At 35.1% G+C, this 15,724-nt stretch carries 16 protein-coding genes; 15 read left to right on the top strand and 1 reads right to left on the bottom strand.

Annotation, left to right across the window (positions count from 1 at the left end; translation table 11 throughout):
* The 3 genes from yabA (at position 1) to rsmI (ending at position 2,311) form a co-directional block, all read left to right on the top strand.
* Positions 1–354 carry a DNA replication initiation control protein YabA gene (yabA, locus tag BKP37_RS03465; protein ID WP_071308291.1) on the top strand — a complete coding sequence of 118 codons (354 nt, stop codon included), beginning with the start codon at positions 1–3 and terminating at the stop codon, positions 352–354.
* A gap of 186 nt (positions 355–540) precedes the next feature.
* Positions 541–1,278 carry a tRNA1(Val) (adenine(37)-N6)-methyltransferase gene (locus BKP37_RS03460; protein ID WP_071308290.1) on the top strand — a complete coding sequence of 246 codons (738 nt, stop codon included), beginning with the start codon at positions 541–543 and terminating at the stop codon, positions 1,276–1,278.
* Positions 1,279–1,444: 166 nt separating this feature from the next.
* On the top strand, positions 1,445–2,311 hold the full coding sequence (gene rsmI / locus BKP37_RS03455; protein ID WP_071308289.1) for a 16S rRNA (cytidine(1402)-2'-O)-methyltransferase: 867 nt from the start codon (positions 1,445–1,447) through the stop codon (positions 2,309–2,311).
* A gap of 201 nt (positions 2,312–2,512) precedes the next feature.
* On the opposite strand, the gene BKP37_RS03450 is transcribed toward rsmI, so the two are convergent.
* Positions 2,513–2,800, bottom strand: coding sequence for a transition state genes transcriptional regulator AbrB (locus tag BKP37_RS03450; protein ID WP_071308288.1), 288 nt, complete (start codon positions 2,798–2,800; stop codon positions 2,513–2,515).
* A gap of 892 nt (positions 2,801–3,692) precedes the next feature.
* On the opposite strand from BKP37_RS03450, the gene metG reads away from it, so the two are divergent.
* The 12 genes from metG to spoVG all read left to right on the top strand — a co-directional run bounded on the left by metG (position 3,693) and on the right by spoVG (position 15,491).
* Positions 3,693–5,642, top strand: a complete 1,950-nt coding sequence (gene metG, locus BKP37_RS03445) for a methionine--tRNA ligase (RefSeq protein ID WP_071308287.1) — start codon at positions 3,693–3,695, stop codon at positions 5,640–5,642.
* Positions 5,643–5,756: 114 nt separating this feature from the next.
* On the top strand, positions 5,757–6,524 hold the full coding sequence (locus BKP37_RS03440) for a TatD family hydrolase (protein WP_071308286.1): 768 nt from the start codon (positions 5,757–5,759) through the stop codon (positions 6,522–6,524).
* A 230-nt stretch (positions 6,525–6,754) separates the two neighbouring features.
* Complete coding sequence (locus BKP37_RS03435; RefSeq protein WP_071308285.1) at positions 6,755–7,984, top strand: resuscitation-promoting factor; 1,230 nt, start codon at positions 6,755–6,757, stop codon at positions 7,982–7,984.
* Positions 7,985–8,271: 287 nt separating this feature from the next.
* Complete coding sequence (gene rnmV, locus BKP37_RS03430; protein ID WP_139193044.1) at positions 8,272–8,832, top strand: ribonuclease M5; 561 nt, start codon at positions 8,272–8,274, stop codon at positions 8,830–8,832.
* Positions 8,825–9,700 carry a 16S rRNA (adenine(1518)-N(6)/adenine(1519)-N(6))-dimethyltransferase RsmA gene (rsmA, locus tag BKP37_RS03425; protein ID WP_071308283.1) on the top strand — a complete coding sequence of 292 codons (876 nt, stop codon included), beginning with the start codon at positions 8,825–8,827 and terminating at the stop codon, positions 9,698–9,700. The genes rnmV and rsmA overlap by 8 nt, the downstream gene beginning before the upstream one ends.
* Positions 9,701–10,275: 575 nt before the next feature.
* Positions 10,276–11,172: a sporulation peptidase YabG gene (gene yabG, locus BKP37_RS03420; RefSeq protein ID WP_071308282.1), complete on the top strand. Its 897-nt coding sequence runs from the start codon at positions 10,276–10,278 to the stop codon at positions 11,170–11,172.
* 284 nt (positions 11,173–11,456) lie between these two features.
* Positions 11,457–11,723: a biofilm formation stimulator Veg gene (veg, locus tag BKP37_RS03415; protein WP_071308281.1), complete on the top strand. Its 267-nt coding sequence runs from the start codon at positions 11,457–11,459 to the stop codon at positions 11,721–11,723.
* A 190-nt stretch (positions 11,724–11,913) separates the two neighbouring features.
* The gene (locus BKP37_RS03410; protein ID WP_071308280.1) at positions 11,914–12,093 is read left to right on the top strand and encodes a small, acid-soluble spore protein, alpha/beta type; all 180 of its coding nucleotides are present in this window, start codon (positions 11,914–11,916) and stop codon (positions 12,091–12,093) included.
* Positions 12,094–12,555: 462 nt separating this feature from the next.
* Positions 12,556–13,419: a 4-(cytidine 5'-diphospho)-2-C-methyl-D-erythritol kinase gene (ispE, locus tag BKP37_RS03405; protein ID WP_071308279.1), complete on the top strand. Its 864-nt coding sequence runs from the start codon at positions 12,556–12,558 to the stop codon at positions 13,417–13,419.
* A 57-nt stretch (positions 13,420–13,476) separates the two neighbouring features.
* Complete coding sequence (purR, locus tag BKP37_RS03400) at positions 13,477–14,322, top strand: pur operon repressor (RefSeq protein WP_071308278.1); 846 nt, start codon at positions 13,477–13,479, stop codon at positions 14,320–14,322.
* Positions 14,322–14,696: a RidA family protein gene (locus BKP37_RS03395; protein ID WP_071308277.1), complete on the top strand. Its 375-nt coding sequence runs from the start codon at positions 14,322–14,324 to the stop codon at positions 14,694–14,696. The genes purR and BKP37_RS03395 overlap by 1 nt, the downstream gene beginning before the upstream one ends.
* Before the next feature lie 501 nt (positions 14,697–15,197).
* Positions 15,198–15,491 (top strand): septation regulator SpoVG, encoded by a 294-nt coding sequence (gene spoVG, locus BKP37_RS03390; RefSeq protein WP_071308276.1) that lies wholly within the window; start codon positions 15,198–15,200, stop codon positions 15,489–15,491.
* Positions 15,492–15,724: the final 233 nt, after the last annotated feature.

Genomic DNA, 15,724 nt, shown 5'->3' with positions numbered 1-15,724 from the left:
GTGGATAAAAAAGAGGTCTTTTCGCGAGTAAGTCTTATGGAAGAAAAGATAGGTGGCCTTTACCGTGAACTAGGAGAGTTGAAAGAACATTTAGCACTCCTTTTAGAAGAAAATCAGCATCTTAAGATTGAAAACGACCATCTACGTTCTCGGATTGAAGTAAAAACGGAACAGAAACCAAAAAAGCAACTAAAAGAAGTAAAAGAAAAAAATGAAAAGGTCGATATAGGTGAAGGATATGATAATCTAGCTCGACTTTATCAAGAAGGATTTCACATTTGTAATCTTCATTACGGAAGTATTCGTAAAGAAGGAGACTGTCTCTTCTGTTTGTCGTTCTTAAATAAAAAGTAATGTGCATAGAGATGGACTTTAAAGTCTGTCTCTTTTTTTATGAGTAGAAACTCCTTTCAAAATCACTAGCTTTTTCTCATATGAAAAATAAAGTATAATCTAGACGTAAGAAACTTGTAGATGTTAGAAAATTAGATTTTTTACCATCTACAAACTAAAGGAAGTTATAAATGAGAGGATCCTATTATGGTTAAAATAGAGCATGATGAACGTATCGATTACTTACCAAACCAAAAATTAAAAATTATTCAAAGTCCCACTGTATTTTCCTTTTCTATGGATGCAGTCCTACTATCAAAATTCTGCTATTTACCAATTCAAAAAGGAAAAGTTGTTGATTTGTGTAGTGGGAATGGAGTTATTCCATTACTATTAAGCGAAAGATCTAAAGCAATAATTGTAGGAATTGAAATTCAAGATCGCCTATACGATATGGCTTTGCGAAATGTTAAGCTAAATAACTTAGAAGATCAAGTACATTTTTTTCATGACGATATTAAAAATGTGGTACCTAAACTTGAAAAAGGCCAATTCGATGTAGTAACTTGTAATCCACCATATTTTAAAACAGTGACTGAAAAAGAGTGGAATGAAAATAAACACTTTGCTATTGCCAGACACGAAATATATTGTAGCCTAGAAGATGTTATTCGGATAAGTAGTGATCTTGTAAAACAAAAAGGAAAAGTGGCACTCGTTCATCGGCCCGAACGTTTAATAGATATCATTTCTTTGATGCAAAAATATCAAATCGAACCAAAACGTATTCAGTTTATTCATCCCAAAAAAGGAAAAGAAGCAAATATTCTACTTATTGAAGGGATAAAGAATGGTAATTCAGGAGTAAAGATATTAGAGCCCATCATTGTTTATAATAATGACGGTACATATACAGAACATTTTAAGGAGATTTACTTCGGTTAATATAAGTAAATAAGTTGCTACACATAATTTCCGAATTTTTTTAAGCCTTGTTTATAAAAAAAGGGTTAGAATCGAAAGAAGAAGCGTAACAAGTTGAATATTCGATAAAGAATTTAACGAGGCAAAAAGAAGGAACGGTTAATTAAAAAGGAGGGCTGCATGAATAATGTGGATTCAACAGAGTTTCCGTAATATTGAAGAAGGTGCACTATACTTAGTTCCTACGCCTATTGGAAATTTAGAAGATATAACGTACCGGGCATTGACTATTTTAAAGGAAGTCGATGTAATAGCCGCTGAGGATACAAGACAAACCAAAAAGTTATGTAACCACTTTGAAATTTCAACAAAATTAGTTAGTTACCATGAGCACAATAAGGAATCGAGTGGGAATAAATTATTAGAAGAAATAAGAACAGGAAAAAAAGTGGCGTTAGTTAGTGATGCAGGGATGCCGGCAATTTCTGACCCTGGTTATGAGCTAGTTGCCAGTTGTATAGAAGAAGAAATAGCAGTTATACCATTACCAGGTGCAAATGCGGCATTGCCAGCACTAGTAGCCTCAGGATTACCAACAGAATGTTTTTTCTTTTATGGTTTTTTACATAGACAAAAAAAAGAGAAAAAGAAACAGCTTGAGGCAATTGCAATGGTAAAAAGTCCGATTATCTTTTATGAATCTCCTCACCGTTTGAAAGAAACGTTACAAATACTATTGGACCAATTTGGTGATAGGAAGATATCAGTGTGTCGTGAGCTTACAAAAAAATTCGAGGAATTTCTTCGAGGACAAATAAGTGAAGTCATTGAATATTATGAACAGGAAGATCCAAGAGGAGAATACTGTTTAGTTGTAGAAGGTTCTGTTGAAGAATTTAAAGAAAATGAAATTGAGTGGTGGTCGGAGCTTACTATTATTCAACATATTGATCATTATATTGCATTAAAGCTTTCTTCTAAAGAAGCAATAAAGCAAGTTGCAAAAGATCGTGGATTACAAAAAAGAGAAGTTTATCAATTATATCATAAATAAGATAGATGATTTTTCAAAGAAAAAAAGGCTGACAATCGTTAGCCTTTTTGGTATATGTCGTTTGATCCACTGACGTGGTGATGAATAAACGCTCTATATTTTTTTCTGATATGAGTTCAATTTCTTCGATCTGGCTAGTACAATCACTTACTATCCGAAAATATTATGATATAATGAAATATAAAGCGCTTTCTTCAAAGGTTATTTATTTGTATTAGCAACGTAGTTCTGAAGCTCTGCAATAATTTCCTTTGCACCATTTGGACTTAAGATAATTTTTCCACCAGCAAGTGATAGATTCTCGTCATTAACTTCACCAGTTACTTGGCAAGTCATATTTGGTTTATATTTCTTTAAAATGATTTTATCACTGTCAACATAGATTTCTAAAGCATCCTTTTCTGCAATATCAAGTGTACGGCGAAGTTCGATTGGAATAACCACACGACCTAACTCATCAACTTTACGAACAATTCCTGTAGATTTCATAAATTTACCTCCTAAAAAATTTTCTTTTATTTATCGACTGATTCTTCAAAATTCGACATTTTTCTCTGCAAACTAAGAATACCAGTGTTTCCAAAAGAAGTCAATTAATTTATTCAAATTTTTACAAGTTTTCTAGATTTTTTTAATCTCGACTCATGGTAAAATATTGATTTAACAATATTCTACCCAAAATGCTTTTGGTTTAAAAGTAAAATTTTGAAAGAAATTAAAAATATATTTTTTACATTTTTTTGATTGGTTTTAAGCAATAATCTATTGTTGTTTCGACAAAATACTACTAAGACTGATATGAGTTCGACATATTCAACAAACTTTGTTTTGTGCAGGCGGGTTTTTTTATTATTTTTTTGGGTAAACTTGACAATGGTACAGTTGTTTAGGTATATTTTTGCCAGGGGAACTGTAGTATTTTTGAACCATAAAGAAAATCAAAAAAATTCATACGCTTCCATTGAAAAGATAAGTAAAAAGGAAGACCTATTTGGAAACTTAAAGAACCTATGCTTTCGCTAACATATCCATGCGAACACTGAGTTCTTAGTCGATGCAGAGAGCCAGGGGAGCTGAAAACTGGTATAGGGTGAACTTTTGAAAATGGTCTTGGAGGATTTGTCTTCGAGTTGTTAATCAATAAGGGGACAACGCATACTTGGCGTTATTAAAGTATAGTTACTATTGTGGCTAGTCGTCGTTAAAGAACTTTTTATGGTGAGAATAACGATTCAGGACTTTTCTTAAGTAAGTAGTAACTTTTTGAGCCTTGTTTTCGTAAGAAGCAAGGGAAATTGGGTGGTAACACGTGAGAAAACTAACTCTCGTCCCTTTATAAGGGCGGGGGTTTTTTATATTTTTTTAGGAGGTAAACCAAATAATGTCGAAGAAAACATTCTATCTTACAACACCAATTTATTACCCGAGTGATAAGTTGCATATTGGTCATGCTTATACAACGGTTGCGGGTGATGCTATGGCCAGGTACAAACGTTTACGTGGCTATGACGTTATGTTTTTAACTGGAACTGATGAACATGGACAAAAAATTGAACGAAAAGCTGAGGAGAAGGGTGTTAGTCCACAACAATTCGTAGATACGATTGTTAATGGTATTCAAGATTTATGGAAAAAGCTCGATATCTCTTACGATGATTTCATTCGTACAACTGAATCTAGGCATAAAAAGATTGTTCAACAAATTTTTGATCAGTTATTGAAACAAGGGGATATCTATTTAGATGAATATGAAGGGTTATACTGCACTCCTTGTGAGTCGTTTTACACAGAGAGACAATTAAAGGAAGGTAACTGTCCTGATTGTAACCGACCTGTTGAAAAAGTAAGAGAAAAATCTTATTTCTTTAAAATGAGTAAATATGCAGATAGGTTATTAAAATATTACGAGGAAAATCCTCAATTTATCCAACCAGAATCAAGAAAAAATGAAATGATTAATAATTTCATTAAACCAGGGTTAGAAGATCTTGCTGTTTCTCGAACGTCATTTGAGTGGGGAATAAAAGTTCCAAATGATCCAGAACACGTTGTTTATGTATGGATTGATGCTTTATCAAACTACATTACAGCTTTAGGGTATGGATCTGAAAATCAAGAGAAGTATGAGAAATATTGGCCGGCAGATGTTCATTTAGTAGGTAAAGAAATTGTTCGCTTCCATACAATATATTGGCCAATCATGTTGATGGCTTTAGATCTACCTTTGCCGAAAAAAGTTTTTGGTCACGGGTGGCTCTTAATGAAGGATGGAAAAATGTCGAAATCGAAGGGTAATGTCGTTGATCCAGTACCATTGATTGACCGCTACGGTTTAGATGCATTACGTTACTATCTACTTCGTGAAGTTCCTTTTGGTTCTGATGGTGTCTTTACTCCTGAGAGTTTTGTCGAAAGAGTAAACTTTGATTTAGCAAATGATTTAGGAAATCTATTAAATCGTACGATAGCAATGGTCCATAAATATTTTGATGGAGAAATTCCAGAATACGTAAAAGATACTACTGAATTTGATGCAAGCCTTATACAACTTGTTGAAGAAACAAAAGTTAAAGTCGAAGAAGCAATGGAAGATATGGAGTTTTCCGTAGCATTATCAGCGATTTGGCAGCTTGTTAGCAGAACTAATAAATATATTGATGAAACACAACCATGGGTATTGGCGAAATCAGAAGAAAATCATAAAGAATTAGGGTCTGTTCTTTACCATTTAGCCGAAGCATTGCGTCATATTTCTATATTAATACAGCCGTTTATGACAACTACGCCAAAGAAAATTTGGGATCAATTATCTATTACTGAGGAACAAACGAAATGGGATAGTATGAATGAATTCGGTGTACTTCATTCAGGAGTGAAAGTGGCAAAAGCAGAACCGATCTTTCCTAGGTTAGATGTGGCTGAAGAAGTCGCTAAAATCGTTGAAATGATGGAAGGACCTTCGCAAAAGCCTGTAGTTGAGGAGCCTCAAGTAGAAGCACCTGAGGTTGATGAAATTACAATTGATGATTTCTTCAAGGTTGATTTAAGAGTGGCCCAAGTTTTAAAAGCAGAGCCAGTGAAAAAGGCAAATAAGCTTTTGAAAATTCAATTAGATCTAGGTTATGAACAGCGTCAAGTTGTTTCAGGGATAGCCGAATATTATAAGCCTGAGGAGCTAGTTGGAAAAAAAGTGATTTGTGTGACAAATTTAAAGCCGATTAAGCTCAGAGGAGAATTATCACAGGGGATGATTTTAGCAGCTTCCCACGGTGGAAAATTAACATTAGCGACAATAGAACAATCACTACCAAATGGTTCACAAGTTAAGTAAATATAATTTTTAGAATGTAGAATGTTGAATTGCCGGTCTGATACTTTATGTATAACTGAAATATTCGGCATTCTACATTTTCAATTTTTATTAATTAAGTGGAGGTATTTATCGATGTTATTCGACACGCATGCTCATTTAAATGCGGATCAGTTTGAGGAAGATGTTGAAGAAGTAATTAAGAGGGCGCAAAAACAAGGTGTATCGAACATTGTTGTCGTCGGTTTTGATGAAAGGACAATCAAGGGAGCGCTTGAAATTGCTGAAAAGTATGAATTTATTTACGCCGCAGTTGGTTGGCATCCAGTCGATGCTATTGATATGACAGATGATCATTTAATTTGGCTTGAAGAATTAGCAAGTCATCCGAAAGTTGTTGCATTAGGGGAAATGGGCCTCGATTATTATTGGGATAAATCTCCTAAAGAAGTACAAAAGGAAGTATTTCGTAAGCAAATTCATCTGGCAAAAAAAGTGAGGCTTCCTATCATCATTCATAATAGGGATGCGCACGAAGACGTTGTAAAAATTTTAAAAGAAGAAAATGCTAATGAAGTTGGAGGTATTATGCATTGCTTTGGTAGTAGTTTAGAAATTGCCAAACAGTGTCTTGATATGAATTTTTATATTTCCTTTGGTGGTCCTGTTACGTTTAAGAATGCTAAACGACCGAAAGAAGTAGCCAAGGAAATTCCCCTAGAACGTTTATTAATTGAAACAGATTGTCCTTATTTAGCTCCACACCCTTTTAGAGGAAAAAGAAATGAACCAAGTTATGTTACGTTAGTAGCAGAGGCAATTGCTGAACTAAAAGAAATAACTTATGAAGAAGTTATCGAAAAGACAACTGAAAATGCAAAGAGAGTTTTTTCCATAAAGTGATATCGAATTTAATCAATTTATGCGTAATTATGTCTATCAAAACCTAGCTTCTATTTTGTTCTACATGAAGGGGACCGCACATATGCTAGTCTTGTCGAAAGGTTTTTGTTCCTTTTTTTTCTTTTTTTATGGATAATTCAACATAAGACAATCAAGGGAGGGATTTATTGCCATTGACAATAATATTGTAACTCTATATAATTCGGTCCGTAGAGAGGGGAGTTTTTAACATGACAGCAAACATGAAAAAACTTTTTTCCGTTGCTACATCTGGAAAAGGGTTAATCATGTCCATCGTTAGTATGATATTACTGGTTGGTGTTATCAGTTTCTCGGTACACGAGTTTACGAAAAGCACTGTTACTCTAGTAATAGACGGAGAAGAAAGATCTCTGAAAACTCATGCCAAAACTGTAGATGAACTAATGTTGGAAAATGAAATTTTAGTAGGGGAACATGATTACATTGAACCGTCGTTAGATACTGAGTTAACAAACGATGCCAATGTTGTTTGGATTCCCGCAGTGCTAGTCCATTTTACAAACAATGGTGAAAAAACACCAATATGGACCACATCGAGTACGGTACAAGATTTGTTTAACGAATTAAATATAGACATTGGCAGTTATGATAGGGTAGAGCCAAGTCTAGAAAAAGCTCTTGTTGAAGATATGCAAATCAATTATGAGTCCGCTTTTACTGTCACGCTAAATAGTGACGGTGAGGAAACAGAAGTATGGACGACTTCGACAACTGTCGCTGATTTTTTAAAAGCAGAACAGGTCATTCTAGGAGAGCTTGATAGAGTAGAGCCAGAGCAAGAAGAAATTGTAAAAGCTAATACCGAAATCAATGTCATCAGAGTAGAAAAGGTCACCGATGTTGTGGAAGAAGCAATAAACTTTGCCACTGTAACGAGAAATGACAACTCGATTACAAGAGGATCTGAGCGTGAAGTTCAAAGTGGTCAAAAAGGAAAAGTTGCAAAACATTATGAAGTTATTATCGAAAATGGAAAAGAAGTTTCACGAGAATTGATAAAAACTGAAACAATTCAAGATAGTCGTGATCGAATAGTAGCAGTCGGAACAAAACAAGTGACACAATCTGTTTCTCGTAGTAGCAGTCCTACTAGTACGAGTAGTGGGTCACAAGGAGACTGGGTTACATTTCAGTCGACAGCGTATACTGCCAATTGTGCGGGTTGTTCAGGAATTACTAGTACAGGGGTAAACTTAAAAGCCAATCCTAATAGTAACGTAGTTGCTGTTGATCCGAGTGTAATTCCGTTAGGGTCAGTTGTTGAAATAAAACATAACGGAAGGTTATTAGGTCGATATAAAGCGGCTGACACAGGTGGTGCTATAGTTGGACGGAAAATTGATATTTTTATGTCTAGCAAAAACTCTGCCATAAATTGGGGTCGTCGAAACGTACAAGTAAGAGTAGTAAATAATTAGATTTCGCATTAGGGGGGGTGACTATAAGTCATCCTCTTTCTTTATGACCTTTCTTGTATCGTATATATAGACGCTATATACTATGAATTAGTTTCACTAATAAGAGAGAAACGCGAAATTTTTTTGAAGTGTTTTAAAGTGATGCATTAATGATTTCGTAATGGAGGTTTATGTCTGTAAGATAGTATTCATTTAAGTTAGTGTGTTCTTAACTAGATATAGCTTTATGTGACTCGATTATTGCGTTATGAAATTCACTTATTAAGAAAATGGAAAATGGAGGCTATATGAAAATAAAAGAAATTATCGTCGTTGAAGGTAAGGATGATACTGTTGCCGTTAAAAACGCCGTAGATGCCGATACAATCGAAACAAGTGGGTCTGCCATAGGTAAGAAGGTTATCGAGCAAATTAAGTTTGCAAAGGACCGTAGAGGCGTTATTGTGCTAACGGACCCTGACTATCCAGGTGAAAGAATTAGAAAAATAATCAGTGAGCAGGTTCCTGGTTGTAAACATGCATTTTTGCCTAAAAAAGAAGCGATTTCAAAAAAGGGCAATAATCTTGGTGTGGAAAATGCTACAGCTGATGCAATTAGGTTAGCGCTGAAGGATGCTCAACAAGAGTCGGATGATTGGCTAGAACAAATTAGTTCAGACGATTTAATGGCCTTTGGGTTAATCGGTGGAAAAAATGCTAGAAAACGAAGAGAACGGTTAGGTGATCTTTTAAAAATTGGTTTTACTAATGGAAAACAGCTTTATAAACGGTTACTTATGTTTAAAATAACAAAAGAAGAATTTTCTGAAGCAATTTGTCAAGTGTTAAAGGAGGAAGAAAATGAGTAAGGATATAGCGACACCCAATAGAACGAAGGATATTTTAAAAAAGTATGGGTTTACTTTTAAGAAGAGTCTTGGTCAAAATTTTTTAATTGATACTAACATATTAAATAATATTGTTGATTGTGCAGATCTTGAGAATGAATCAGGGGCAATTGAAATTGGCCCTGGTATCGGAGCTTTAACAGAGCAAATAGCGAAAAGATGTGAAAAGGTAGTTGCCTTTGAAATCGATCAACGATTATTACCGATTTTAAAAGAGACGCTTTCTGCGTACCCTCACGTTACAGTGGTTCACTCCGACGTGTTAGAGGCTGATATACATAAAGTTATACGTGAGAACTTTAAAGAGAACCAAGATTTAATGGTTGTAGCTAATCTACCGTATTATGTGACAACACCTATTCTGTTAAAGCTTCTTGAAGAAAAGTTACCAATTCGCGGGATTGTTGTAATGATACAAAAAGAAGTTGCTGAGAGGATTGCTGCGAAACCAGGAACAAAAGATTATGGTTCATTATCAATTGCTGCACAATACTATGCAGAGGCACGAACAGAGATGATTGTTCCTAAAACAGTATTTGTACCTCAACCGAATGTTGATTCGGCTGTATTAAAACTTACATTAAGAAATGAACCCCCAGTGAAGCTTAAAGATGAGGGATTTTTCTTTAAACTGATTCGTGCAAGTTTTGCCCAACGTCGCAAAACGTTAATGAATAACCTTACTAACAATTTATATACAAAAAATGAAAGAGAAAAACTAGAAAAAGTTTTACAAGAGTGTGAAATTGATCCTACTAGAAGAGGAGAAACGTTAAGTATGGAAGAGTTTGCGTTATTAGCAAATGCTCTCATAGATATGGAAATATAAAGTTGTAAATATTGGATAAAGTTTCAGTATTAATAAACAAGAATTTTTAAATGATAAGCAAAAAACGTACAGAGTCTGTACGTTTTTTTGCTTATCAGAATTTATAAATTTCTAACTTGGAAACTGTCTAACGCAAGCAGCCTACGAACTCGGTCACTTTAGTCAAGTTTCTGACTTCACTGACTTCCTGGATTGCTTCTTTGATGATGCTTCATGCTACTTTGCTCCTGCGATTACTCGTCGCACGGAAAACAATTGCTCCTGCGATTACTCGTCGCACGGAAAACAATTGCTCCTGAGCAAATGGAGTGGCAAAGTAGCAGCTGCTCGCCACCAAGGCGCTTGCGCTTTTCTTGTGCTTTTTTAACTGTTGTGAATTTAGGACAAATCTCTTTGGTTTAAAAAAGTACTTTAATATTTTGGTGGAGAGAAGTTCTTATGATTAAAGTCGTAAAAACTACTAACCGCAAACTAGATATAGTATCTTAGTGGCGATAATGATGGATTATGAAATTCATTAAGTGTCCGCACTGTTTTACACCTTCTCTCATAGGCTGTAGATGAGGAGGTGTGCTATGAAATTCAAAGTCGGCGATTTTGTTTTGAGAAAATCATATGATTATGATATATTATTCCGAATTTATCAAATAGATAATGACAAAACTGTCACAATTGTAGGGGAAGAGATGAGACTCATTGCAGACGCTCCAATAAATGACCTAGTTTTAGTCAATGAACAAGATAGAAAATTGAGACATGAAGAAGAAAAGAAGAAACAAGAAAATTGCTATCGGTTATTTAGACAAGATAGTCGTATGTTAAGGCAAAAGAGTGAATATGTGATGACGGCTGGATACCGATCAAATAGTTCCTATTTTGAACTTCCTGGAAGGATTTTGCACATTGATGGAGATCCTGTATATTTGAAGAGGTGTACAGATTTGTATGAGAAACTAGGTGTCCCTATTTATGGTGTCCATATGGAAGAAAGAGAGATTCCTTTACAAATTACCTCTTTATTAGAAATGGTCCGACCGGATATCCTTGTTGTTACTGGTCATGACGCATACATGAGCAGTAAAGGTGATCAAAATGAGATGAAAGCTTATAGAAATACAAAATATTTCGCAGAAGCTGTAAGGGAAGCTAGGAAATTTGAACCGCATATTGATCATTTGGTTATTTTTGCAGGCGCTTGTCAATCTTACTTTGAAACTTTAATAAGAGCTGGGGCTAATTTTGCAAGCTCTCCTGACCGAATAAACATTCATGCCTTAGATCCAGTATACATTGCAGCGAAAGTTAGTTTAACGTCGTTTATGGATAGTGTAAGTGTCTGGGAATTGTTAAGAAATACACTAACCGGAGAAAAAGGTTTAGGTGGTATTGAAACAAGAGGGCTATTAAGAAGGGGAATGCCAACCAAGAATGATGATGAAATTTATTACGATAGAAAGAATGATAAGAAATAAAATCTTTTCTTTTTCTACGTTTATTGACAAAAAGCAGGAGCGGCATTGCTCCTGTTTAATTTCTGTAGTAGTAAAAAAAGACTGAGTTATAGGAATTCATAGTGCATAAAAATTAATTTACATAATATCTAAAATATAAGCCATACTAAAATTTGTGATATTTAGTCAAAAAAAGTTGAAAAAATAGTATTGACAATCGATTCATTTCCTTGCTATAATTTTAATTTTGTTTGACATTATTGCTCGATTATGTTACACTTTAACTAAGTGAGGTGGTTTCAATAATGGGAAAAACGTTAGTTGATATTAAGCGAACGTTAGACGCTAATATTGGAAAGAGGATTACAATAAAAGCGAATGGTGGCCGCAGAAAGACTGTTGAACGTTCTGGTTTACTTGAAGAAACATACCCGTCTGTATTTATTATTAAGCTAGATGAAGAGCAAAACGCCTTCGAAAGAGTGTCTTACAGTTATACAGACGTTTTAACAGAGACCGTACAATTAACTGTGTGTGAGGATGAAAGCCCTACAGCTGTAGAGGTTGAATAGTTACTAGTTGGAAAAGAGGTATGCTCATATGAGGTTTGACTTCTCCCTAGAAAAGTATTTATTAAATACTTTTTAATGGAGGTGCCAAATTTAGACATGTGAGTATACCTCTTTTTGTTTTGATAAAATTAGTTCTCAGCAGGTTATACTATTAATGTCGTAACATTTCTACAACAAAGGAGTTGTTTGTGTGGCCAGAAGGCGAGGAGTTATGTCTCAGCAATTTAAAGAAGAGCTAGCTAAAGAGCTTGGCTTTTACGATGTTGTCCAAAAAGAAGGCTGGGGTGGAATACGTTCGCGTGATGCTGGAAATATGGTCAAGCGCGCCGTAGAGATTGCTGAACAAAAGCTTGCTAATAAAAGGCAATAGCAATAACAATAACTAGTTTTGTTACGATAACTGGCTCGTTAGGGGATGATCCTTAAATGAGTCAGTTTTTTTACTGTATCAGAATTTATAAATTTCTAACTTGAAAACTGTCTAGCTCCAACGTCGTAACGACTAGAAAGCTTGCTCGCCCCAGTCAAGCTACTGACCTAAATTACTACATGAAAGGAAGCCTGCTTCAGAGCATTACTAGAAAGCGCAGAAGCATAATTTCTTTTTACACCTAGAGCTGTGACGCTTGTGCTTTTCTAATAGGCTTAAGAAAAATATACATTTAATCTTAATTCAAAGGTTATATACTTCTTTCTACTAGGTAATGCTGATAAAATCTAATAGGAGTAAGCGCTAGAAAATTTTGTCATGATTTACATGAAATTTGTGGTTTGTAGAGGCAACAAATGATAAAATAGCCTAAGCATATGGAACAGTAGAAGGTGATTTAAGATGAAGATATCTATAAAAGCTCCTGCGAAAATTAACTTATCTCTTGATGTTCTTCATAAAAGGGAAGACGGTTTCCATGAAGTTGAGATGATCATGACGACAGTTGACTTAGCAGATCGTATTGAATTAACTTTATTAAAAGAAAATCGTATTATCGTTGATGTTTCTGAGGGTTTTGTCCCAAATGACAGTAGAAACTTAGCTTATCAAGCAGCTCAGTTATTAAAGGACCGCTATCAAATTAATAAAGGCGTACATATTTCAATTAAGAAAAATATTCCGGTTTCAGCTGGACTTGCAGGTGGTAGTAGTGACGCAGCTGCTACTCTGCGAGGTTTAAACAAACTTTGGAGTTTACATTTGAGTATAGATGAATTAGCGACTCTAGGGGCATACATCGGTTCAGATGTTTCTTTCTGCGTTTATGGTGGCACGGCATTAGCAACAGGTAGAGGTGAAAGGATTGAACATATTACCGCCCCACCTCCTTGTTGGATAATATTAGTGAAACCTCCTATCGGTGTATCTACTGCAGAAATATATCGGAACTTAAAGGTAGATCAGATTGACCACCCTGATATAAATGAGATGATATCAGCAATTAACAGCAGTGATTATGAAAATATTTGTAAACAACTAGGGAACGTACTAGAGTCAGTAACGTTTAAGCTCTATCCAGAGGTGCAACGAATTAAAGAGCAGATGATCCGCTTTGGCGCTGATGGTGTATTAATGAGTGGGAGTGGTCCAACTGTTTTTGCCCTCGTCAAGCACGAATCGAGAGCCGCGCGCATTTATAATGGTTTAAGGGGTTTTTGTAATGAAGTATACGCTGTACGATTACTGGGAGAACGTTACTATTGATAAAATCCGTACAAAAGTGTAGTATTACTGTTAAATATTCGGGTTTTGGAGGTAGTTATGAAGAAGTTTCGTCGAAGTGGCCGTTTAGTAGACATGACCAATTACTTAATACATAATCCACATCAGTTAATACCGTTAACTTATTTTGCAGATCGATACGAGTCGGCAAAATCGTCTATAAGTGAAGATTTAACAATCATTAAAGAAATGTTTGAAGATCAAGAGATTGGTTTGTTATTAACAGTAGCAGGTGCTAGTGGAGGAGTAAAGTATATCCCTACAGCTAGTAATGATGAAATAGTGGTATTTCTCGAAGATTTGTGTCAAAAGTTAGAGGACCCTAATCGCGTATTGCCAGGTGGTTATTTATACATGATGGACATCATAGGTAATCCAAAGCTTATGAATGAAATTGGTCGTTATTTTGCCACTATGTTTGCAAATAAGAAAGTCGATGTAATTATGACTATGGCCACTAAGGGAATACCTTTAGCGTATGCAGTAGCTACTTATTTAAACGTTCCTGTTTGTATTGTTAGACATGAACATCGTATTACAGAAGGCTCTCTCGTTAGTATTAATTACGTATCTGGATCGTCGAAGAGAATACAGACAATGTCTTTAGCTAAACGAAGCCTTAAAGAAGGCTCAAATGTTTTAATAATCGATGACTTTATGAAAGCCGGTGGAACGGTACGAGGGATGATAAATCTTGTAGATGAATTCCAGTCAAATGTTGTTGGTACTGGTGTATTAGTTGAGGCTAATCATCAAGAGGAAAGGCTTGTTGACCAATATATTTCAATGACTAAATTGTCAGAGGTTAATACTAAAGATAAATTAGTGAAAGTAGAATTTGGAAACTTCTTTGAAAAACTAAAACAAATGAAGGAGAATGAGTAATGAAGATTGTACAAACATCTGCAGCTCCAGCTGCTATTGGTCCTTATTCACAAGGAGTAGTTGTAAATAATTTGTTTTATAGTTCGGGTCAAATACCGTTAAAGCCTAATGGGGAACTGGTTGAGGGAAATGTTCAAGAGCAAACGGAGCAAGTGCTAAAAAATATCGATGCTGTGTTAAAGGAAGCTGGTGCATCAGCTGAAACAGTAGTAAAAACTACAGTTTTTATTAAAGATATGAACGATTTTCCTTTAATTAATGAAGTGTACGAAAAATACTTTTCAAACCATAAACCAGCTAGATCTTGTGTTGAGGTAGCTAGATTACCGAAAGATGTATTGATTGAAATAGAGGTAATTGCTTTAGTTAAGTAAGCTTGCTTTTAGCAATGTCTAGTGTTGGTTAAGAGAATGATAAAAACGAAGTGGCTAATATTTGGGATGGTATATTTGATAAAAAACCAATACCCAAATATTAGCTTTTTTTACAGTATCAGAATTTATAAGTTTCTAACTTGGAAACTGTCTAGCTTCAGCGCCTACGAGCTCGGTCACTTCAGTCCTTTTCGGAAGCCAAAGAGCGGCTTCTGTCAAAGGCCGCCCCAGTGAAGCTACTACTTGGATTACTTCGAAGCTGCTTTGCGACGAGCAAACGGAGTGGCACAGGAGCAGCTGCTCGTGACCAAGGCGCTTGCGCTTTTCTTGTTAATAAATAGGCGCATATGTTTATTAGATTTGGAAATTTTGTGAACGTTGTTTAAAAATGAAGAAAACTAAGTTTATTTTTATAATTTTTCGTTTTTTTAAGAAGGAAATGAAGATTTAGTGTTGAATTTATTAAAAGACTTATTTAACTGGAAAAAGGTGGTGGCAGAAGTGGAAGTAACAGACGTGAGACTACGCCGTGTTAATACGGAAGGGCGCATGCGTGCAATAGCATCCATTACGATCGATCATGAATTTGTTGTCCATGACATCCGAGTGATTGACGGAAATAATGGTATGTTTGTAGCAATGCCAAGTAAAAGAACTCCAGATGGCGAATTTAGAGACATCGCACATCCAATTTCCTCTCAAACGAGAGAAAAAATTCAATCAGCAGTATTAGCTGAATATGAAAAAGCTGGAGATATTGAACAAGTTGAATATGAAGAAGCAGGTGCTTCATAACAACAAATACCGAAATGACTAAGGGTTTATAAAATCCTTAGTCATTTTTTTTGCGAAAATTTTTCGGTGGTATTTAAATCTAAGACACGCGAATAGAGTTTGTAAATTCCTGTAAAAACGTTTGTCCTTATTCTATATAAAATGTATATTTTTAGTAATAAATCAAAATCTTATAAGTAAATGTACACATATTCTAAAAACGTTTTTAACGAAATGTTAATGTTAGCTTGAAA

This window comes from Anaerobacillus alkalilacustris, assembly GCF_001866005.1.
In the GTDB taxonomy this organism is placed as follows: Bacteria; Bacillota; Bacilli; order Bacillales; family Anaerobacillaceae; genus Anaerobacillus; species Anaerobacillus alkalilacustris.
This window is presented reverse-complemented; position numbering and strand designations above follow the sequence as displayed.

Excerpts from the sequence above, each read along its gene's own strand:
- BKP37_RS03460 (WP_071308290.1), top strand. The coding sequence starts at position 541 with ATGGTTAAAATAGAGCATGATGAACGTATCGATTACTTACCAAACCAA.
- rsmI (WP_071308289.1), top strand. The coding sequence starts at position 1,445 with ATGTGGATTCAACAGAGTTTCCGTAATATTGAAGAAGGTGCACTATAC.
- BKP37_RS03450 (WP_071308288.1), bottom strand. The coding sequence starts at position 2,800 with ATGAAATCTACAGGAATTGTTCGTAAAGTTGATGAGTTAGGTCGTGTG.
- metG (WP_071308287.1), top strand. The coding sequence starts at position 3,693 with ATGTCGAAGAAAACATTCTATCTTACAACACCAATTTATTACCCGAGT.
- BKP37_RS03440 (WP_071308286.1), top strand. The coding sequence starts at position 5,757 with ATGTTATTCGACACGCATGCTCATTTAAATGCGGATCAGTTTGAGGAA.
- BKP37_RS03435 (WP_071308285.1), top strand. The coding sequence starts at position 6,755 with ATGACAGCAAACATGAAAAAACTTTTTTCCGTTGCTACATCTGGAAAA.
- rnmV (WP_139193044.1), top strand. The coding sequence starts at position 8,272 with ATGAAAATAAAAGAAATTATCGTCGTTGAAGGTAAGGATGATACTGTT.
- rsmA (WP_071308283.1), top strand. The coding sequence starts at position 8,825 with ATGAGTAAGGATATAGCGACACCCAATAGAACGAAGGATATTTTAAAA.
- yabG (WP_071308282.1), top strand. The coding sequence starts at position 10,276 with ATGAAATTCAAAGTCGGCGATTTTGTTTTGAGAAAATCATATGATTAT.
- veg (WP_071308281.1), top strand. The coding sequence starts at position 11,457 with ATGGGAAAAACGTTAGTTGATATTAAGCGAACGTTAGACGCTAATATT.
- ispE (WP_071308279.1), top strand. The coding sequence starts at position 12,556 with ATGAAGATATCTATAAAAGCTCCTGCGAAAATTAACTTATCTCTTGAT.
- purR (WP_071308278.1), top strand. The coding sequence starts at position 13,477 with ATGAAGAAGTTTCGTCGAAGTGGCCGTTTAGTAGACATGACCAATTAC.
- BKP37_RS03395 (WP_071308277.1), top strand. The coding sequence starts at position 14,322 with ATGAAGATTGTACAAACATCTGCAGCTCCAGCTGCTATTGGTCCTTAT.